The sequence below is a fragment of the Azospirillum thiophilum genome, assembly GCF_001305595.1.
Classification (GTDB): domain Bacteria; phylum Pseudomonadota; class Alphaproteobacteria; order Azospirillales; family Azospirillaceae; genus Azospirillum; species Azospirillum thiophilum.
On the sequence record NZ_CP012403.1, the window covers coordinates 105046 to 124406 of the forward strand.

13 protein-coding genes are annotated in these 19361 nt (G+C 67.3%); 5 read left to right on the forward strand and 8 right to left on the reverse strand.

The window, feature by feature from the left end; translation table 11 throughout:
* Window positions 1-9: 9 nt before the first annotated feature.
* Together AL072_RS19760 and AL072_RS19765 are read right to left on the reverse strand one after the other, a co-directional pair.
* A complete protein-coding gene (locus AL072_RS19760) occupies window positions 10-1239 on the reverse strand; it encodes a GNAT family N-acetyltransferase (protein WP_052710285.1) in 1230 nt (409 codons plus the stop codon).
* A gap of 204 nt (window positions 1240-1443) precedes the next feature.
* Window positions 1444-2151 (reverse strand): glutathione binding-like protein, encoded by a 708-nt coding sequence (locus tag AL072_RS19765; protein WP_045584521.1) that lies wholly within the window; start codon window positions 2149-2151, stop codon window positions 1444-1446.
* A 167-nt stretch (window positions 2152-2318) separates the two neighbouring features.
* Between AL072_RS19765 and AL072_RS19770 the strand changes: the two genes are divergently transcribed.
* Together AL072_RS19770 and AL072_RS19775 are read left to right on the forward strand one after the other, a co-directional pair.
* Window positions 2319-2750 carry a PaaI family thioesterase gene (locus tag AL072_RS19770; protein ID WP_052710286.1) on the forward strand — a complete coding sequence of 144 codons (432 nt, stop codon included), beginning with the start codon at window positions 2319-2321 and terminating at the stop codon, window positions 2748-2750.
* A complete protein-coding gene (locus tag AL072_RS19775; protein ID WP_045584523.1) occupies window positions 2747-3529 on the forward strand; it encodes an oxepin-CoA hydrolase, alternative type in 783 nt (260 codons plus the stop codon). Before AL072_RS19770 ends, AL072_RS19775 begins: the two co-directional genes overlap by 4 nt.
* A 56-nt stretch (window positions 3530-3585) precedes the next feature.
* Here the strand turns inward: AL072_RS19775 and AL072_RS19780 are convergent, their stop codons facing one another.
* Entirely contained in the window at window positions 3586-3804 is a 219-nt protein-coding gene (locus tag AL072_RS19780) for a hypothetical protein (protein WP_045584524.1), read from the reverse strand.
* Window positions 3805-4031: 227 nt separating this feature from the next.
* On the opposite strand from AL072_RS19780, the gene AL072_RS19785 reads away from it, so the two are divergent.
* Both AL072_RS19785 and AL072_RS19790 read left to right on the forward strand, forming a co-directional pair.
* Entirely contained in the window at window positions 4032-4478 is a 447-nt protein-coding gene (locus AL072_RS19785) for a response regulator (protein WP_045584525.1), read from the forward strand.
* A gap of 346 nt (window positions 4479-4824) precedes the next feature.
* A complete protein-coding gene (locus AL072_RS19790) occupies window positions 4825-5211 on the forward strand; it encodes a hypothetical protein (protein WP_045584526.1) in 387 nt (128 codons plus the stop codon).
* 71 nt (window positions 5212-5282) lie between these two features.
* Here AL072_RS19790 and treY read toward each other — a convergent pair whose 3' ends face one another.
* From treY to AL072_RS19815, 5 genes are all read right to left on the reverse strand, one after another.
* Window positions 5283-8063 carry a malto-oligosyltrehalose synthase gene (gene treY, locus AL072_RS19795; protein ID WP_045584527.1) on the reverse strand — a complete coding sequence of 927 codons (2781 nt, stop codon included), beginning with the start codon at window positions 8061-8063 and terminating at the stop codon, window positions 5283-5285.
* 54 nt (window positions 8064-8117) lie between these two features.
* Window positions 8118-13712 carry a malto-oligosyltrehalose trehalohydrolase gene (gene treZ / locus AL072_RS19800; RefSeq protein WP_045584528.1) on the reverse strand — a complete coding sequence of 1865 codons (5595 nt, stop codon included), beginning with the start codon at window positions 13710-13712 and terminating at the stop codon, window positions 8118-8120.
* Between the two features lie 119 nt (window positions 13713-13831).
* The gene (locus AL072_RS19805; RefSeq protein WP_045584529.1) at window positions 13832-14140 is read right to left on the reverse strand and encodes a hypothetical protein; all 309 of its coding nucleotides are present in this window, start codon (window positions 14138-14140) and stop codon (window positions 13832-13834) included.
* Between the two features lie 207 nt (window positions 14141-14347).
* Window positions 14348-15703 carry a sigma-54-dependent transcriptional regulator gene (locus AL072_RS19810; RefSeq protein ID WP_045584530.1) on the reverse strand — a complete coding sequence of 452 codons (1356 nt, stop codon included), beginning with the start codon at window positions 15701-15703 and terminating at the stop codon, window positions 14348-14350.
* Entirely contained in the window at window positions 15700-17535 is a 1836-nt protein-coding gene (locus AL072_RS19815; protein WP_245636936.1) for an ATP-binding protein, read from the reverse strand. The genes AL072_RS19810 and AL072_RS19815 overlap by 4 nt, the downstream gene beginning before the upstream one ends.
* A gap of 283 nt (window positions 17536-17818) precedes the next feature.
* On the opposite strand from AL072_RS19815, the gene AL072_RS19820 reads away from it, so the two are divergent.
* The gene (locus AL072_RS19820) at window positions 17819-19135 is read left to right on the forward strand and encodes a dicarboxylate/amino acid:cation symporter (protein ID WP_144428314.1); all 1317 of its coding nucleotides are present in this window, start codon (window positions 17819-17821) and stop codon (window positions 19133-19135) included.
* The last annotated feature ends 226 nt before the right edge of the window (window positions 19136-19361 follow it).

Sequence of the window (19361 nt, forward strand, 5' to 3'; positions counted from 1 at the left end):
TATCGGCCGTCAGAATCCTTTGACGGTGGCGGTCCAGCCGCGCAGCGATCGCTTGGCCGCTTCGAGCACCGGCCCGCAGGTCCGGCGCCAATGCGCTTCCATCCGGCGTCCGAGCCGGTCGGGGCCGAGCGTCAGCCAATTCATCGGCTGCTCGGCATTGGAGAGCAGCGGCTTATGCCCGGCCGGTGTCGACATGAAGTCGTAGCAGTCCTCACCGCGGGCCTGCGCGTCCTCGATGGCCAGGACATGGCTCAGAAGCCCCGGCTTCAACCGGTTGTCGTCCTCGAAGGCGAAGCCGCCCTGATAGTTCAGAACCCGGTTGCGGTGGACGAAGTTGTAGAGATAACCGATGGGGCGGCCGCCGGCCTCCACCCGGCACAGCCGCACCGTCCCCCGTGGGACACCCGTTCCGATCAGCCGTTCGTGGAAGGGGCGGAAGGACGGGTTGGCGAAGGCGCCGGCCTGGCCGCGAGCCTGCCAGCCGGCCTGGTGCAGCACCTCCAGCGCGGCGAAATTCTCCAGTGCCTCTTCGACTGTGGCCGCCACCCGGTAGTCCAGCCCGCCGCGGGCCCGGTAGAGCCGTTCGGTGCGGTTCACCGCGGCACGCGTGTTGCGTCCGAGCCCGGTGCGAAAGTTCCCGCCGCCGGCCCGCACCAGCGCGAAATCCACCCATTGCGCCGAATCGGCGACACGGATTTGCAGCGTCTGGCCGGTCTCTGCCGCGACACGGCGCACCGCCCGCTCGGCAGTCATGGACAACCCGCCCAGAACCAGCTCGTCATTGGCGGACAGCCGTTCGCCCAACCACTGCAGGGCGGCGGCGGTCACCTCGTCGGCGAAGCGGCGGTCGGCAAGAATGCCGTTATATTCCATGAACAGGCGGTCATAGCTGCGGTCGCCGGTTTCGTGCAGCATCCAGCGGCGGCTGCGCAGCAGGCCGAAGCGTCGGCGCAGCCGTGGGCACAGGAGCGCCAGACCGACGGTTTCGCCGTCCCGCCGGGCGACCAGGAGTTGCGGTTCGACCCCCGTCGGCATCAGTGCCAGCCAAGGCCCGATCCAGGTCCAGGACAGGAAGAAGGAGGAGTCGGAACGGGATTCCAGTTCAGTCCACATCCCCGCCAGCACCGCTTCCGGTGGCAAGGGCTGCAGGGAGATCTCGATAGCCGTGCCGGCCACCGGATCGGTGGCGATGACGTCGATGGCGGCGACGTCGGAGTCGGTGCGGGGCCAGATGTTCATCGGCGCGACGCCTCCGGTGGAAAATCTCTACCGGAAACAACACGCCGATATCAGGAACGGTCCCGTCTACGCCGGAGAGCCCCGAAAATCCGCGCCGCGCAAATGGATGCCGCCAAAGATCCGAGAAAAGATTTCGACGCAATACCGACACGCCGGCCCGGTGGATGGAACCGGGCCGGCACAGAGAGTGCAGTAGAGGAAAGCTCAGCGCTTGACCGTATCGGCCGACTGGCCGAACAGGATCTTCTTGCTTTCCTCGTTCACCGTGGGCGTGCGGTTGGGGTTCACCGCCTGTCCCTTCTCATAGGCGCGCACCACCGCCGGGCGGTCCTTGATCGCATCGAACCAGCGCTTCAGATTGGGGAAATCGTCCAAATTCTGCTGCTGGCGCTCATGCGGGACGACCCAGGGATAGCTCGCCATGTCGGCGATGGACAGCTCCGCCCCGCCCAGGAACTCGTTGGCGGCCAGCCGCTTGTCCATCACGCCGTAGAGGCGCCCGGTTTCCTTGACGTAGCGCTCCATGGCATAGGGGATGCGCTCCGGCGCATACTGGACGAAGTGGTGATTCTGTCCGGCCATCGGTCCCAGTCCGCCGACCTGCCAGAACAGCCATTCCAGCACCGTCTTGCGTCCGCGCACGTCGGCGGGCAGGAATTTTCCGGTCTTTTCGGCAAGATAGACCAGGATGGCGCCGGATTCGAACACGGTGATCGGTTCGCCGCCGTCGGCCGGGGCGCGGTCGACGATCGCCGGCATGCGGTTGTTGGGTGAGAAGGCCAGGAATTCCGGCTTGAATTGGTCGCCCGCAGAGATGTTCACCGGTTCGAACCGGTAGTCCAGCCCGGCTTCCTCGAGGAAAATCGTGATCTTGTGGCCATTCGGCGTCGGCCAGAAATAGAGGTCGATCATCCCAAACCCTCCAGTGATTTTCGCGAAAGGTTAACCGCTTCGTGCCGGCTGGCAAGCCCGAACAGACGCGCGGCAGCTCTCCGGTTCCGTGGACTTGTTTCGCAAAACAGGATTGGATTTCATTTGCCTCGCTTCGTGCACGAAACGGCCGCGTGATGGGAATGGGTATGGACGATCTGTTGAAGGGAGAGCCGTCATCGGGCTTCCAAACGTTGCTCGGTTATGTCCTGAGTCGCTGGGAGGAGGGCGAGGCGGAGCTGCAACTGAGCGTCGACCACCGCCACCTGAACCGTGCCGGGGTGGTCCATGGTGGGGTGTTGGCGACGCTTCTGGACACGGTTTCCGGATTCTCGGCAACATATTGCCCCGTTCCCGGACGGGTCCGGCGGGTGGTGACGCTGTCGCTGTCGACGAGCTTCCTGGGGCAGGCGCGCACCGGTACGCTGGTCGCCACCGGCCGGCTGCGCGGCGGCGGACACAAGATCATCGGTGTCGCGGCGGAAATCCGCCACCGTGACACCGGCGCCTTGATCGCCACGTCGGAAGGCATGTTCAAATACCGGCCGGGCAGCGAGAACCGGGAAGGAACCGAACCATGACGGGACGACTGACCGTCGCGCATCAGGGGCGCGTGATGGTGCTGACGATGGACGACGCGGCCACCAGGAACGCGCTGGGACCGGACATGATGGCGACCGCGCGCGACGCGCTGAACCAGGCAGCGGCGGACCCGGATGTCGGCGCCGTCGTGCTGACCGGGGCGGGCGGTACCTTCAGTTCCGGCGGCAATCTTGGGGCACTGCTTGACAACGCCAAGTCCGATCCGGAGGTGACCCGCGCCAACCTGGAGCTTTTCCATGGCTGGACCCGCGCCATGCGCGCCTGTCCCAAGCCGGTGGTCGCCGCGGTCGAGGGGGCAGCCGCGGGTGCAGGCTTTTCCATTGCGCTCGGCTGCGATCTGATCGTGGCTGCCGAGGATGCAACGTTCACGTTGGCTTATGTGAAGGTTGGGCTGAATCCGGACGGTGGGGCGACAGCCTTCCTCGCCCGCGCGGCTACGCCGCAACTGGCGGCGGAGATCATGTTCGAAGGCGGCAGGATCGGTGCGGAACGGCTGGCCCAGCTTGCCATCGTCAATCGGCTGGTCGCCCCCGGTGCCGCCCTGGCCGAGGCGACGGCTTGGGCGGAGCAACTGGCCGCCGGACCGACGCTCGCCATCGGCCGGGCCAAGCGGCTGATCGAAAGCGGGTTCGGCGCGCCCGACGCGCAGCTCGACCGCGAAGCTGCCTTCTTCGCCGAGGCGTTGCACGGCGCGGAGGCGGCGGAGGGGATCGCCGCCTTCTTCGAGAAGCGGGCGCCCGACTACCCCCGCGGTTGAGCCTGCTGTTCGACCGGCAACGACTTAGGCCGGCAACGACTTAGGCCGGCAACGACTTAGGCCAGCAGCGACAAGGTTGGATCCGGCGGGGTGGGGGCCGCATCTTCCAGGAGACGGGCGATGTCCGCCGGTGTGCCCTTCATCCGCAGCGGCTCGCCCCGGCCGGTCAGATACAGGTCGGTTTCACCGTCGGTGGCGGCGCGCAGGCAGGCGACGCACAGGGGGTTCACCAGAATGAAGTCCCCGGAAGTGTCGGTCAGTTCAACGAAAGCCATTGCTCTTTTCCTCTCTCGCGTAGGGGTAAAACAGGCTGCAATGGTGTATGTTTCCTTCCCCGACGTTCGGTAGGACGCCACAGCCGGAAGGGGGTGCTCCTTCGACCTCTTGAACGGGACGGAGCTGCGACAAACATGGGCGGTTCAGTCGATCGAAGCCAAGAGGCTTCGGAATCCGGACCAGGCGGGCTATAAGCCCGCACCGTGCATCAAGGGAGCATGCAGTCTTGAAGTTGCTTGTCGTCGAGGACGATCCGCTGATCGGTCCGGCCGTGAAGGCCGTTCTGGAGAATGCGGGCTACACCGTGGTCGGACCGCTGCGTGATGCCGCCAAGGCCGCGCGGGTCGGTGCCCGCGAGTGTCCCGACCTGGCGCTGGTCGACGTCAATCTCGCCGGCGGGGAGAACGGCCTCGTGCTGGCCCGGCGACTGTGGGAGGAGAATGGCGTTCCGTCGCTGCTGATGACCGGTTTCGATCACCATGCTGCGGAAGCGCGGAGCTTCGCCATGGGTCTGCTGCGCAAACCGGTGATGCCGGACGCGCTGGTCCAGGCCATCGGCACCGCAAGCGAGATCCTGAGCGGCCTGCGCCCCTCCTTCAAGCCTGCCGCGCTGGAGCTGTTCACCGGTTCCGCGGCGACTGCCGCAGCCCTGCCCAAGGCGCGTACGGCCTGACCTGTTGAACAGCCGTCGCTGCGTTCGAAAGCCCGCCCGTCGGCGGGCTTCGTCGTTTCCGGGCATGGACTGTGGGAGCTTTGGCAGACTGGAGTTCGGCGGTCGGGTTCACGCTTCAAATCGATTCCGATTTTACGCGATCCAATCCATTCGTTTCGACGAGCGGGAAGGGGCGCAATCAATCCGCAATTCCGCTGTTGATGTCTGGGAAAGCGGGGACGGGAACGGGCCGGCCGGTTCTTTTCCCCGCGGATCGACCAACCGAGATCGACTCCCGAGTTCCCAGAACCACGCCGCCTTGCCGCCGCCATAGCGGCGACGGGTGTGCACAGCGAAAGGAAACGTAATGAAGAGCCTGATGATCGGTGCCGCCACCGCCCTCGCCCTGCTCGCCGCGCCCGCCATTGCGGCCGACAGCAACTCCATTTCTGGCAGTCCGGCGGCCAACAGTGCCGGTTCCACCACAAATTCCAACCAGACCAACCCGCCTTGTTCGCCCACCAATGCGCTCGGCTGCGGCACCATGGGCGGCGTCGACGGCAAGAGCGGGACTGCTGGGTCCAGCGGGTCATCCACGGGTAACGGTTCGATGACGGGCACCGGCTCGTCCGGTACGACCAACGGCACCGGCGGCAACAGCTTGGGCAACAGCGGCTCGATGGGGAGCGGCTCCGACGGTGCGGTCGGCACGCAGCAGCCTTCGTCCCCCAGCACGGGCAGCACCGTCCGCTGATCGGTTCCGGCCGTAATGGGAAAGGGGCGTGCGAGTGATCGCGCGCCCCTTTCGATTGGCCGCGCCGCTCGTCAGCCGTCTCGGGACAGCAGGGCTATCGGGAGATCGGCGAACAGCGTGGCGAGCGATACCGCGTCTTGCCCTTCGACCTCCTTCCCGGTCAGCCGGTCGCGCCATCGGGTGCCGCGCGGCAGCGGGATGGCGGTGTTGCCCCAGTCCGGGTTTTCGCCCAGCCGGCCCACCAGCCGCGGCACCGCAACCACTACGCTGTCGTCGCCGTTGCGCCGCGCATAGGCGACGACATGGTCGGCGCGCTCGCCGGTCGCCTCCAGCGGCAGATACTCGCCGGCAGCGAAGATTTCCGGCTTATCGGCGCGCAGGGCCAGGGCTTGCCGGGTCACGGCCAGCTTGATGGCGCCATCGGTCCATCGTTCCAGCAGCCCGGCCACGGCGCCCCGTTCAACCACATCTTCCACCTCGTCCAAGAGGGTGCGGCGCGCCTCATAGTCGACCGGCGACCGGTTGTCGGGATCGACGAGGCTGAGGTTCCACAACTCGCAGCCCTGGTAGATGTCGGGTACCCCGGGGCTGGTCAGCTTCAGCAGGGTCTGGGCCAGCCCATTAACCATGCCGATGCGTGCCAGCGTCGCCTGGAAGGGCAGGAAGGCTTCCAGGAAGGCGTTGCGGCGGGTGACGTCCAGCGCATCATGGATGAAGCCGACCACGGCCGATTCGTAGGCCTCATTGGGCGCTGCCCAGGTCGAATGCAGCTTGGCCTCGCGCATCGACTTGGTCATGGCACCGACGATGCGCTCGGCGAATGCGGTCATCGCCGACTGGTCGATCCGGTCAGGTGCCGCCCCGGTCAGTTCGACCGGCCAAGCCCCGAGCAGCAACTGATAGAACAGATATTCGTCGCTGCGGTCGGGCGGGGCGGTCCCCTCCACGTCGCCGCGGCGGGCGCGCAGCAGGCGGCTCCAGGTCTGGACCTGCCTTTCCCAGTCCTCCGGCATCTCCGACAGGGCGTAGAGGCGGGCGCGGGTGTCCTCGCCGCGCTTGGTGTCGTGGGTGGTGGTGGACAGCATGTTGCCCGGCCAGTTGCGGGCGCGGTCTTGGTTGGCGCGGTGGAAGGCGGAGACGCTGACCCCGAAATGGTCGGGATGGCCGCCGACCTCGTTCAGCGCGACCAGCCGGTTGTAGCGGTAGAAGGCGGTGTCCTCCAGCCCCTTTGCCATCACCGGTCCGCTATATTGCTGGAAGCGCATGGCGAAGCGGGTGACCTGCCGGTGGCTGTAGCCGCTCTTGGGTGCAGCCACCAGATCGGTGGTCAGCAGCCGCTGCAGGAAATCATAGACCGATTCGTCCGGCCCCTGTGCGACCCGCCGTGCCTGGGAGATCGCCCAGTCGATATCGCGGCGGTCGAGATCGGTGGGCCCTGTCCCGTCGACATAGGTGCGGTAGACGGGGAAACGGGCGATCGTCTCCTTCAAGGCCTGATGCAGGATGTTGGCGGTGAAATCGGCGGTCGCTGGATTGGAGCGGGCGATGCGCGACGCCTTGCGTGACAGCACGTTGAGCTCGCTCGCCATCTCGCTTTCCATGATGCGGATCTTGGATTTGCGCACCACCTCCTCGAACGGTTCATCGTTGCCGATGAAGCCGGCATAGAGACGGGAAAAGGCCTCTTCTCCCTTGGGATCGACGAACAGGCCGCCCATGAGGTTGGCGAACTCGTAGCCGGTGGTGCCGTCGATCGGCCAATCCTCGCGCAGGCGTTCATGGCGAGCGAGGATCTTCTCCACCACCAGGTAGAAGGGGGTTCCCGCCGCCTCGACCAGCCGCTCGCAATAACCCTTGGGGTCGATCAGCCCGTCGATATGATCGATGCGGATACCATCGAGCGTGCCGTCCTTCACCATCGCCAGCACCATCCGGTGGGCGACGTCGAACAGCTCCGGCTCGTCCATGCGCAGGCCGGCCAGCTCGTTGATGTTGAAGAAGCGTCGGTAGTTGATGTCGTCGGCCGCCACCTTGAAATAAGCGACACGCCAGTTCTGGCGGCCGATCAACTCGTGCAGGCGGCCCCAGCTTTCCATTTCCCCGGAATAGCCGCGAAACGCGGTCAGCCGCTGGGCGATGGCGTCGGCGACGTCAGGCCGGGCGGCGACCAGCGTCGCCAGCTCCGCCTTCTGAACGGCCGCCCGCGGGATCTGGTGGGGCCGGGCGTAGGCGAGATGGGTGAAGGCGTCGCCGATCCGTTCCAGATCCGGATGGTCGTCGCCAAGGACGATGCCGTAATCCTGGGGCCGCACCGGCAATTTGTGGCTGTCATAGGCCCAGACGGCGAAGCTGCCGGTCTCCTGATCGAAGCGCAGCTCCAGCCCGCCCGACATCAGCACCGCGCCGTACTGGTCGCCAAGGACGGGGACCAGCAGCTTGCCCTGGAGATAGCGGTAGTCGGAGTCCCATTCGATGTCGAAATACCCGGAATACGGGCTTTCCTCGCCCCACTCCAGCACATTCAACCACCATTCATTGTCTGAGCCGCCGACGCCCATGTGGTTCGGCACGAAATCCAGGATCTGGCCAAGGCTGTTGCGCTTCAACGCCCCGACCATCTCCTGGAACGCGTTCTGGTCGCCCAGTTCCGGATTGAGGGCGTTGTGGTCGACGATGTCGTAACCGTGGGTGCTGCCCGGCCGCGCCTTCATGTAGGGCGAGGCATAGAGGTGGCTGACGCCCAGCCGGGCTATGTAGTCGGCGATGGCGGCGGTGCGGTCGAAGCCGAACGCGCCATTCAGCTGGACCCGGTACGTCGCACGAGGGATGGGCTTGCCGGCGGCGGGGGCCATGGGTGTGTGCTCCTGCTGTGGGAAGGCGGCCAACGGGAAGATCGGGTTTGAGGGTCAGTGTCGGGAAGCCGGGCGCGCGGCGGCGAGGATCGCCGCGACCGCCGCCGGTTCCGGTGCGTCGGCCAGTTCCTCCAACGTCATCGACAGCTTGCGGCGCCAGTTGGGATACTGGTCGGTGGTGCCGGGCAGGTTGACCTGATCGCGCTCGCCGGTCAGGTCGTCCAGCTGCGCCACCGCCAACGCCGATTTCGTGCGGGCGAGGAAGGCGTGGACCGCATGGTCGAGCGTGTCGTCATAGCTGCTGTCCGGTCCGAAGCCGGCCGGCAGCGCGATGTCGGCGGCGCGCAGCGCATCGACCAGGGCGGTACGGTCGGCGGAGCGGCGGATCCGTTGCTTGTCCGCTTCGTCGGCGGCGGGATAAAGGCCCCTGTCCGCCTTCAGGGTGATGTCGTCGCCTTCCCACCAGCCGCGCAGCGTTGCAAGGTCGTGGCTGCCGACGGTGGCGAGCGCCAGTTCCGGATACTCGTCCGGCCCCTTGAAGGCACCGCTCTCGGTCCATTCGAAGAAGACGACGCGGTAGCTCAGCACCCCGGCCTCGGTCATCCGTTCACGGAAACCCTCGGGCACCGTGCCCAGATCCTCCCCGACAACGAGGCAGCGCTGCCGCTGGCTTTCCAGCGCCAGGATGCCCAGCAGTTCCTCCATCGGGTAGGCGACATAGGCTCCCTCTCCGGCGGGATGGCCCTGTGGAATCCAATAGACATGCTGGAGTGCCATCACATGGTCGATGCGCAATGCACCAGCATGGCGCATGTTCGCGCGGACCAGATCTATGAAGGGCTGGTAGCCGGCCTCGCGCAACGCCCGCGGGTGGAAGGGCGGCAGGCCCCAGTCCTGGCCGGCCGGGTTGAACAGGTCGGGAGGGGCGCCGACATGGGCGGCATCCACCACCGCCTGCGGCGTCATCCAGGTTTCCGCCCCGCCGGCATCGGCACCGACGGCAAGATCCCGGCAGAATCCGATGGCCATGCCAAGTTCGGTCGCCCGTTCGGCCGCGGCGCGCAGCTGGCCGTCCGCGACCCATTGCAGCCATGCGAAATAGGCGATGCGGTCGGATTGTTCCCTGGCGAAGCGCCTGACAGACGGTGCCTCCGCCTCGTGCAACTCGGCGGGCCATCGGTGCCAGTCGGCCTTGCCTTCCGCGGCGAAGCGTTCGCGCAGCGCCTGGAAGGTGGCGAAGCGCTCCAGCCCGATGCCGCCCGCGGCCCGAAATGCCTCGAAGGCGGCACGGCGCTCCGGACTGCCCGATTGCCGGAAGCGGGCGAACAGCAATTCCAGGACCGGCAGCTTCAACTTGGCGACCGCGGTGTAATCGACATTGGCGGCGGTGCGTGCCGCCTCCAGTGTCTGCCTGAACTCCGGTGACGCCACCCGCCGGCGCAACTCCGCATCGTCCAGGAACCCGGGTATGGCGGTAACATCAATGTAGATCGGATTCAGGAACAGACGGCTCGCCGGGGAATAAGGGCTGGCATGTTCGGGATTGTCGAGGAACAGCGCGTGCAGCGGATTCAGCCCGATCACCGCCGCCCCACGCGCCGCGGCGATGTCGACCAGCGTCCGCAGGTCGCCGAAATCGCCGATGCCCCAATTGCGCTCGCTGCGCAGGGTGTAGAGCTGCACCGACAGGCCCCACAGCTTGTCGCCCTTCAGCATCGCTGCCGGCAGATGGCAGCGTGCCGGCGCCAGGACGAGGCGGGTTTCCGCCAGACCATGCTCGGTCTCGACCCTCAACCTGTGATAGCCGGCCTGGGCCAGCCGGCCCAGCGGCAGCCGGCGTTCCGCATAGGTCACGTCGCCGGCGGTGATGCAGCGGCAGCGCGGCAGGCTTGCGAAGCCGACCACCCCGCTCTGCGTCTCCCCGGTTTCGAGCGTCAGGGTGTAGCGCAGGGTGCGGGTGCCGTGGGGCAGGGTGACGGGCACGGTCGCCGCCTCGCCGGCACGGCGCACCACCACCGGCGGCAGGACACGGGCGCTCTCGTCCCGGTCCAGCCGGTCGAGATGGGCAAGTGCCTGCGCCTCGTCCCCCGCCTCGACCCCCATGGCGGCCAGCAGGGCGCGGACGGTGTCCTCGCCGGCCGTCACCGTCTCTCCTGCGGCATTGTCGAAGGACCGCTCGATGCCCATCCGGTCGGCCAGCCGGTCGAGCGCCGAGGCTTCCTCCAGCCACAGCACCACCGACCAGGGGGCGAGCGTGTCGCCGCGCAACCCCTCGCCCTCCGTCCACAGCACGCGCCCGGACGCTTGCGGGAAACCGGCGGCCGGCCGGTCGGCCAGATTGGCGAAGGCATGCAACCGGCTGCCGTCGCCCAGTTTCCAGCAGACCGTCAGCCCGGTCGCACCGACCACCGTGTGGCCTGAGCCGCCGCTGGGAACGCCGTCCAGCCGCGGCACGATCTCCGCCTGGCGCAGGGACAGCGCGCGGCGATACCAGTCGAGCCAGCCGGCATGCTCCGGCCGCCCCCTGACCTCCCAATCCAGCTTGGCGGACTCCGCCGTTGCCGTTGCCGTCGGGTCGGGGATGCGGTCGCGGGCGTCGGGGTCCTGGAATTCGGGGAACTTGGCGAACTCCTCCGCCCGTCCCTTGCGCACGGCCTCCGCCAGTTCATCGCCGAAGTCGCAGAAGAAGGGAAAGGGCTTCGCCGACGCCCATTCCTCGCCCATGAACAGCATGGGAATGCCGGGGCCGAGCAGATAGAGGATGGTGGCGGCGCGCACCGCCTCGGGCTTGGCGATCTGCGCGATGCGCTCGCCGAAGGCGCGGTTGCCGATCTGGTCGTGGTTCTGGATGAAGGTCACGAAGGCGGTTGGCGGCAGATGCGCCGACGGCTCGCCGCGCAGTTCGCCGTCACGGTAGGCCGACGGGTCGCCCTGGTAGGCGAAGCCCTCGGCCAGAGCGCGGCCCAGCTTGGCCGGGTCATGGGCGTAATCGGCATAATAGCCGCCATCCTCGCCGGTGGCCGCGCTGTGCAGGCAATGGTGCAAGTCGTCATTCCACTGGGCGGTGTGCCAGCGCGGATCTCCTTCCCGGTGGCGGGCCAGGAAATGGGCTTGGTTGGCGTCGTTCTCCAGCACCAGATGGACATGGCGCCGGTTCTGGAAATGGCCATGTACCCGCTCCGCCAATTCCTCCAGGACATGGTGGGCGCTGTCGTCGATGATGGCGTGGACGGCGTCCAGCCTCAGCCCGTCGAGGTGATATTCCTCCAGCCAGTAGAGCGCGTTGTGGATGAAAAAGTTCCGCACCGCCGCGCTCCGCCGGTCGGCGACGTTGATCGCGGCCCCCCAGGGGGTCTTGTGGCGGTCAGTGAAGAAGGCGTCGGCGAAGGCGTGGAGATAATTTCCCTCCGGCCCGAAATGATTGTAGACGACGTCGAGGAAGACCATCAGGCCGCGCGCATGCGCTTCCTGGACCAGGGCCTTCAGATCCTCCGGCCGACCATAGGCGCTGTCGGGGGCGAAGGGCAGGACGCCGTCATATCCCCAGTTGCGCGTTCCGGGGAAATCGGCCACCGGCATCAGCTCGATCGCGGTAACGCCCAGTTCCACCAGATCGTCCAGCCGGTCGATGGCCGACAGGAAGGTCCCCTCCGGCGTGAAGGTGCCGACATGCAGCTCGTACAGCACCGCCTCATGCCAGGGCCGGCCGGTCCAGGCGGCATCGGTCCAGACATGCAGGCTGGGGTCGATCACCTCCGACGGTCCATGCACATCGTCGGGCTGGAAGCGGGAGGCCGGATCCGGGACCGTCAGCCCGTCCGGCAGCACGAAGCGGTAACGGCTGCCGGCATGCGCTCTCGCGGTGGTCAGGCCGAACCAGCCGTCGACCATCTCCTCCATCGACATCGGCTGCCCGCCATCCTCCAGCGTCAGGAGGACCGATGGCGCGGTCGGCGCCCACAGCGCGAAGCGGACCGAGCCGTCGGGCTGGACCTCGGCGCCGAAGGGCATGGAATGGCTGCGGCGCCGCTCGTCCACCGGGGGGAAGCGGTCACGCTCGCGGCTGGCGATTTCCGGCCCGGCATCGGCACGGAGAATGGCCAAGACGCCGGCCAGCGGAATCGCCACCCAGCCGGGCCGGTTGGCCAGTTCGTAACCGACCTCGTACAACGCCTTTTCCAGCAGGAACAGCTTCAGCAATCCGGTGGCCGCCTTCGGATCCTGTGGAAAGCCGGGGCAGTCGCCGATGACGTCGCGATAGCCGTCCAGGAAGGCGGCGGACGCCGCTCCCTCCCACCAGGCCAACCAGGCGGTGCGGGCATCCGACGAGGCTCCGTCGATGCCGGCCGGGACGGCGTCGCGGGCCATGGCGGCGGCATAGGCGATGGAGCGCAGCATGCCGGCGACGTCGCGCAGGATGCAGTGCTTGGCCCGCCGTTCCGCCAGCGGGCGCATCGGCTCGCCTTCGAAATCGACGATCTGGACATCGCCGCGCGACACCAGCACCTGTCCCAGATGGTAGTCGCCATGCAGGCGCATGGCGTGGAAATCGGCATCGGCAGGGATCAGCGCATCGATCCGGGCCATCACAGCTGCTTCGCTCTCCGCCAGAGCAGAGGCCGACGAAGCGATGGCGGGATCGAGGGTCGCGCCGGTGGCGCGCAGCCGTTCCAGCACCTGCTTGGCCAGGGCGCGTACACCGCCAGCCCAGTCACGCAGCCGTTCCGGCGTCACCGGTTCCGGCGTGAAGGCCTCTCCGCCACCGGGAATGGCGAGCGCACGGTGCAACTCCGCCGTGCGCCGGCCGAGCAGGCGCAGGAAGGCGATGCTCTCGGCATCGCCGGCCCGTTCCGCCTCGCCGCCACCATTGGTGAAACCGGCCATGCGGTCGTTCAGGTATCCGGTGACATGTCCCCAGGCGTCCTTGGCCTCCGGCACCAGTTCCTGCATCACGCACAGGGTGGTCGAGCCGGAGCTGTTGGCGCGCTCGACCCAGCCCAGCAGCGCCGGGGTGTTGGCGAAGCCGGCGACTTCGGTCAGGAAGCGGCTGACCTCAAGTTCGGGATGAATGCCGGGCTCCAGCTTGCGCAGGCCCTTGAGGATGGCGACGTCGCCGATGCGGATGGAGGTGTTGGACTGCTCGGCGGTCATCCGGTGCAATGGTGCCCCGACGTCGAGCCGTCGGGCCAGCGCCCGGCACGCCCGGGTGCTGCCGGCGGTCAGGCCGGGCGACAGCGCCGTCTCACCCTCCTGGGGGTTGCCCTTGAGGATGGCGGCCAGCAGAGCCCGAACCACGCCATCGTCGGCATAGCCGTCGCGCAGGCGGCCAGGGACCGGCATCGTCCCGTCGGTCCCGGCGATCACCGACGGATCCTCGCCGGTGCCGTGGTCGAGAATCAGGGGAAGCTGGTAGAGCTGCGGTTCCCGCCCGGGCGGTTCGACCCGCAGCAGGCAGAGTTGCGCCAGCGAGCCGTTCGGCAACGGCAGCGGCAGCGCGTCGACGATCCGCACGGCGGGCCGCCCGGCGTCCTTTGCGGCGTACCAGCGGCGGGTCAGCAGATGGTCCGGCAGCAGGTCGTCCTGAAGGCGGGACAGGAACTCGCCTTCCAGTGGGGTCGGCAGGACATTGGGCTGCGGCGCATTGGTCACGGAGGCTTCTCCCCTGTTGAGCGCTGGGTGGCACGTCGCTCAAACAGCACGGAGGGAGGGAATTCCCGCACCCGCGAAGCCGCTTCCACGAACGACCGCGCCCTTCTCCCTAAGAGTTGTCAGACCGTCCGCGGGTGGTGCGGCAGATGGGCAAGGCGGCCGATCCGCTCGGCCACCTGCAGGGCCTCCACCACGTCGTCCAGCCGGCCGTCGCGCATCAGGTTGTGCGCATGGGTGTTGAGTGCGGCCACGACGGCCCGTTCGTCGGACACCCCGCGCGCCGGCTGTCCGCTCGGGTCGAGCACGGTGGCGCCGAGCGCCGCCATGGCCTCGGCGGTCAGGTTCACGGCTTCCGACAGGGCCTCCTCGTCTTCATCCGAGGCGGTCAGGATCGGTTCCAGAAGCTCCGCAAGGAGACGGGGGGTCATGGTGCTAATCCTCGGTGACATTCTCAGGCCGTCCCCATCGATGTCGATGCTGTGCGTTTGACAATACAACAGCCGGAACGAAGGAAAGGTCCGCCCGGCGCTCCGCTACCTGACCGGTCGAAAGCGGCATCCGACAGGGGAGGTCAAATAGGGACCGGGCGTCCAGCCCGCAAGCCGTCAGGGAAGTCAACTCGACCGAAGGGGGAGCTATTCGATGAAATCCTCCCGGCTCAGGCCGTAGCGTTTCAGCTTGTCGTAGAAGGTCTTGCGGGGGACGTTCAGCGCCTCGACGGCGGCCTTGACGCTGCCGCGATGGCGGGCCAGTTCGGACTGGATCAGGCCTTTCTCGAACAGGTCGACCTGCTCGGACAGCGACAGCGCCGACGGGGCGGTGGCCGGCGCGGCGGCCATGGCCTCCAGCCCCAGGACGAAGCGGTCGGAGGCGTTGCGCAATTCACGGACGTTGCCGGGCCAGTCCTGGCCCATCAGCCGCTGCATCTGCTCGCGGGTCGGCGTACGGGGCTCCCGGTTGTAGCGGGTGGCCGCCTGGACGACGAAATACTGGAACAGCAGCGGGATGTCGTCGCGCCGCTCGCGCAGCGGCGGGATGGTCAGCACCACCACGTTCAGCCGGTAATAGAGGTCGGCGCGGAAATGCCCGGCGTCGGCGGCCTGTCTCAGGTCGGCCTTCGTCGCAGCCACCACGCGCAGGTCGACCGGAATCTGCTCGTTGGAGCCCAGCGGTTCCACCACGCGTTCCTGGATCACCCGCAGCAGCTTGACCTGCAGCGACAGCGGCATGCTCTCGATCTCGTCGAGGAACAGGGTGCCGCCGCCGGAATGCTCGATCCGGCCGATCCTGCGCTTGCCGGCTCCGGTGAAGGCGCCAGCCTCGTGCCCGAACAGTTCGCTCTCGAAGATCGCTTCCGGCATCGCGCCGCAATTCAGTGCGACGAAGGGGTGCTTGCGCCGGCCGCTGGCGGCGTGGAGCGCGCGGGCGACCATCTCCTTGCCGGTACCGGTCTCGCCGAACACCAGCACGTCGGCATCGGTGTCGGCGACCGCGGCGATGGTGGCACGCAACCGCTCGATCCCGGCGGTGCGGCCGACGATGCTCTCCCCCGGGCCGGCACCGCCGGCGATCTGCGCCCGCAGCCTGCGGTTCTCCATCACCAGCCGGCGCCTGTCCACCGCCCGCCGGGCGATCTCGGTCAGCCGGTCGGACGGGAAGGGCTTTTCCAGGAAATCATAGGCGCCGTTGCGCATCGCCTCCACCGCCATCGGCACGTCGCCATGTCCGGTGATCAGGATGACCGGCAGGTCGGGATCGATTTCCCGCACCCGAGCCAGCAGTGCCAACCCGTCCATCTGCGGCATCCGCACATCGGTGACGAGACAGCCCGGCCAGTCGCGTCCGAGATGGCGGAGCGCCCGCTCCGCCCCGTCGCAGGCCGTCACCTCGAAGCCCGCCAGTTCCAGCGCCTGCTGCCCGGCAAGCCGCACCGCCCGCTCGTCGTCGACGAAAAGGACGCTCCCTGCGTTTTCTGGAAGGGGCTGGTTCATGCTGTCTGCTCCCTGGTCTTGAGCCGCAGGGTGAAGACGGCGCCATGGCCAGGCTTCCCGTTGCGGTTGGCAGCGGTCAGGCTGCCGCCGAAATCCTCGACGATGCCATGGCTGATCGATAGCCCCAGCCCCAGCCCCTCGCCGGCTTCCTTGGTTGTGAAGAAGGGGACGAACAGGCGGGGCAAGGCGGCATCGACGATGCCGGAGCCGCTGTCGGCGACGCTCAGCAATGCCTCGCCCTCCGCGGTGACCAGCCCGATGCGCAGGCGGCGCACCGGGCTGCCGCGCATGGCATCGGCGGCGTTGCCGACCAGATTGACCAGCACCTGCTGCAGGCGCACGTCCTCGCCCACCACCAGGACCGGCCGGTCTGGCAGGTCGACTTCGACCGTGATGTCCTCCCGCCGCAACTTCGCTTCCAGCAGGGCCAGCGCCTGTCCCACCGCGGCATGGACCGACACCGGCCCCAGTGTGCCGGAGGCACGGCGGGCGAACCCCTTCAACTGGCGGGTGATCGCGGCCATGCGGTCGGTCAGTTCGGCGATCTCTGCCAGATTGGCGCGCACTGCGTCGGTCCGCCCCCGCTCCAGCAGGACCACGGCGTTGTCTGCAAAGCTGCGCATGGCGGCCAAGGGTTGGTTGATCTCATGGGCGATCCCGGCCGATATCTGGCCGAGCGCCGCCAGCTTCGCCGCCTGGGTCAATTCATTCTCCGCCGCCCGCAGATCGGCGGTCGCCGCGGCGACGCGGCGCTCCAGCTCGGCCCGGGATTCCTCCTGCAGGGCGAGGCGCTCGACCAGCGCCACCCGACGGAGCGCCACCGCGTAGGCCGTCAGTGCTGCCATCGCCACCACTGCGGCGGCCAGCAGCCCGGCGACCCAGGCGCGGGCGGTCACCGGCTCCAGGCTGGTCAGGCTGTGTAGGGTCCAGTCGCCGCCGGGCATGGCGGCGGAGGTCAGCAGATAGTGCCGCTGCCCCTCCTTCTCCTCCAGCGCGATGCGGTCGGAGGCGCCGCCGAAGGCCCAAGGCAGCACGTCCAGCCCCTCGCTGGTGCCCTCCGGCACCACCGGCAGGCTGATCGGCAGGCGGCGGGGCAGGGCATGATAGCGCCAAGCCGGCATGTTGGTGATGAAGACCACCCCATCGCGGTCGGTCACCAGCAGCTTTTCCTGCCCCGGCGCCCAGGCCCGTTCCAGCCGGTCGAAGCCGAGCTTCAGCACCACCGCCCCCAGTGTGCGGTTTTCCGCCACCACCCGGTAGGCGGTGTAATAGCCGGGCACCAGCGAGGTGGTGCCGAGCGCGAAATGGTGTCCCTCGCCCTGGTCGATCGCCATGCGGAAATAGGGCCGGTAGGAGAAATTCTCACCCACGAAGCTGGCAGGACTGTTCCAGTTGCTGGCCGCCACCGTCTGCCCCCGGGCATCCATGACATAGAGCGCCAGCGCTCCCAGCGCCCGGGCGATGTCCTCCAGCTTGTGGTTCAGGCTGTCGACCGCGGCCGGCTTCGGATCGGCCAGCATGGCGCGCATCTCGGCATCCTGGGCCAGAGCCAGGGGGATGGCCGCGTGCCGCTCCAACTCGGCCCGCAGGTTGGCGTCGTAGAGCGCCAGCTGCGCCGCGGCGCTCTCCCTCAGTTCGTCCTGCGCCAGGGAGGTGGCCCAGCCGGCAGCGCACGCTGCCGCCACCGGCACTCCCAGCAGCAGCGCTGCCAGCAGCAGCCGGCGCGGACGTTCGAGCGCCCGCGCCACCAGCAGCGCCGCGGGGGAGCGCGGTTCGGCCGGAGCGGCGGAGGTGGTCGATTCTGTCGCCGGGTCGCGCAGATGGCTAAGCAAAGTCGCCCTTCGTCATGCTGCGCCGCAACATTGATGCCGCAGCGCTGTGAAGTGTGCGGATTTTCGCACATCACTGGGGGCCATGTCGTGCGGATTTTCGCTCTCGCCCTTTCGGCAAATGCTTGATGTTGCTGGATTCAGCAATTGGCCCATCGCTTGCTTTCAATGGCAATCAGTTGGGGCCGCCCGCCCAGCCGGCACGAATGCCGGTCGAAAGAACGGGCGCCTCGCCAGGAACGCCGTTCCGGGGAACGCCACCCCGGAACACCTCGAGGAGAGCACCATGAGCGCAGACGCGATCGCCGCCCGGCCGGGTACGGTGAAGAAGCCCTTCTACACCAACCTGACCTTCCAGGTTCTGACCGCCATCAGCATCGGCATCCTGCTCGGCCATTTCTATCCGGCCATCGCGGTACAGATGAAACCGCTGGGCGACCTGTTCATCAAGATGGTCAAGATGGTGATCGGCCCGATCGTCTTCCTGACTGTCGTCACCGGCATCTCCTCGATCGGCAACCTGAAGAAGGTCGGCAAGGTCGGCGGCAAGGCCCTGCTGTATTTCGAGGTGGTGACCACCTTTGCGCTCGGCATCGGCCTGCTGATCGTCAATCTGGTGCGTCCCGGCGCGGGGATGAACATCCAGCCCGGCCAGTTGAAGGCCGATGCGGTGCAGAAATACGCCACATCCGCCCATGAGCACGGCTTCATCGACTTCGTCGTCGGCATCGTGCCGGACAATGTCGTCGGCGCCTTCGTCCAGGGCGACATGCTGCAGATCCTGTTCTTCGCGGTGGTGTTCGGCGTCGCGCTGTCCGCCATGGGCCAGAAGGGCAAGCTGGTCGAGGACATCTTCGACAAGATCGGCCACGCCCTGTTCGGCGTCATCGGCATCCTGATGCGCGTCGCCCCGGTCGGTGCCTTCGGCGCCATGTCCTTCACCATCGGCAAGTACGGCATCTCGTCGCTGACCGCGCTGGGCCAATTGATGGCGTCGGTCTACATCACCATGGCGATCTTCATCTTCGTCGTGCTCGGTGGCATCGCCAAGGCCTATGGCTTCAGCATCTGGAGCTTCATCCGCTACATCCGCCAGGAACTGCTGATCGTGCTCGGCACCTCCTCCTCGGAGTCGGTGCTGCCGCGCATGATGGAGAAGATGCAGAAGTTCGGTTGTTCCAAGCATGTCGTCGGCCTCGTCATACCGACCGGCTATTCCTTCAATTTGGACGGCACTTCGATCTATCTGTCGATGGCGGCGATCTTCATCGCCCAGGCCTTCAACGTCGACCTGACCATCTGGCAGCAGCTCTACATCCTGGTCATCCTGATGCTGACCTCGAAGGGGGCGGCGGCTGTCACCGGCGGCGGCTTCGTCACGCTGGCCGCCACCCTGTCGGCCACCGGCGTCCTGCCGATCGAGGGGTTGGCCCTGCTGCTGGGCGTCGACCGCTTCATGTCGGAAGCCCGCGCGCTGACCAACCTGATCGGCAACGGCGTCGCCACCGTGGTCGTTGCCAAGATGGAAGGCGAATTCGACGAAACCAGAGCGGTCGCCGAATACCAGCAGCACTTCAAGGAGCCGGCCCTGGCCCGGATCTGACGATCCGCCGAAAGCATGCATGGCAAGTCTGCAAGACCGGATGTGGAAATTCCAAAGATGACCCGTTCGGCCCGCCGGGCGATCCTGTAAGATACGGGGGACGGTTCGATTGGGTTCGAATCGTCCCCTTGCGATTCGGGCGGGACTGTTGGCGCAGGCACCCCGGATGGGGTATAACCCCGATCCAGGTGAAGTTGACACAAAGAATTAACCTAAATCACGTTAA

Bases quoted from the DNA above. Each gene is read 5' to 3' on its own strand.
- AL072_RS19760 (WP_052710285.1), bottom strand. From the start codon at position 1,239: ATGAACATCTGGCCCCGCACCGACTCCGACGTCGCCGCCATCGACGTC.
- AL072_RS19765 (WP_045584521.1), bottom strand. From the start codon at position 2,151: ATGATCGACCTCTATTTCTGGCCGACGCCGAATGGCCACAAGATCACG.
- AL072_RS19770 (WP_052710286.1), top strand. From the start codon at position 2,319: ATGGACGATCTGTTGAAGGGAGAGCCGTCATCGGGCTTCCAAACGTTG.
- AL072_RS19775 (WP_045584523.1), top strand. From the start codon at position 2,747: ATGACGGGACGACTGACCGTCGCGCATCAGGGGCGCGTGATGGTGCTG.
- AL072_RS19780 (WP_045584524.1), bottom strand. From the start codon at position 3,804: ATGGCTTTCGTTGAACTGACCGACACTTCCGGGGACTTCATTCTGGTG.
- AL072_RS19790 (WP_045584526.1), top strand. From the start codon at position 4,825: ATGAAGAGCCTGATGATCGGTGCCGCCACCGCCCTCGCCCTGCTCGCC.
- treY (WP_045584527.1), bottom strand. From the start codon at position 8,063: ATGGCCCCCGCCGCCGGCAAGCCCATCCCTCGTGCGACGTACCGGGTC.
- AL072_RS19805 (WP_045584529.1), bottom strand. From the start codon at position 14,140: ATGACCCCCCGTCTCCTTGCGGAGCTTCTGGAACCGATCCTGACCGCC.
- AL072_RS19810 (WP_045584530.1), bottom strand. From the start codon at position 15,703: ATGAACCAGCCCCTTCCAGAAAACGCAGGGAGCGTCCTTTTCGTCGAC.
- AL072_RS19820 (WP_144428314.1), top strand. From the start codon at position 17,819: ATGAGCGCAGACGCGATCGCCGCCCGGCCGGGTACGGTGAAGAAGCCC.